Source organism: Mesorhizobium marinum (genome assembly GCF_040813675.1).
In the GTDB taxonomy this organism is placed as follows: Bacteria; Pseudomonadota; Alphaproteobacteria; order Rhizobiales; family Rhizobiaceae; genus Mesorhizobium_K; species Mesorhizobium_K marinum.
The window spans coordinates 1-534 of sequence record NZ_JBFOCI010000044.1 but is presented as its reverse complement, the minus strand read 5'-3'; the positions used below and the strand labels follow the sequence as shown (position 1 = coordinate 534).

Below are 534 nucleotides of genomic sequence, written 5' to 3'. Positions count from 1 at the left end.
GAGCATACCGCATCGGACACTTTGGCTGTTTGACTCTTCGCTGTCCGTACAGGTTGACTTTGATCATCGGACAGCCTACTCATCGGACGAGACCCTTTCGAACAGGAGCCGTCGGTGCCGAAGACTGTCCTTTATGCGCGTGTGTCGACCGCAGAACAAAACCTCGACCACCAGAAGAAGCAGGCCGAGGCAGCCGGATTCAAGATCGACAAGGTCATCTCCGACAATGGTGTGTCGGGTATCTCGACGAAGCTCAGCGATCGACCGCAAGGGAAGCGATTGTTCGACCTTCTTCAAAAAGGGGATACGCTCGTTGTCCGCTGGGTGGATCGGCTAGGAAGAGACTACCGAGACGTCTCAGATAGCATCCGTCACTTCATGCGAGAGGGTGTTGTCATCAAGACGGTGATCAACGGCATGGTTTTTGATGGCGCAACCAAAGACCCAATTCAGCAAGCCGTGCGCGATGCCCTCATCGCTTTTATGGCCGCAACCGCCGAAGCTCAGGCTATTGCCACGAGGGAAGCTCAGCGT

General features: G+C 55.2%; 1 protein-coding gene. It reads left to right on the top strand.

The genetic code is table 11. The features are described 5' to 3' along the window. Positions 1 to 114: 114 nt before the first annotated feature. The coding region (locus ABUE31_RS22780; protein ID WP_367726053.1) for a recombinase family protein at positions 115 to 534 on the top strand (420 nt) is incomplete at its 3' end.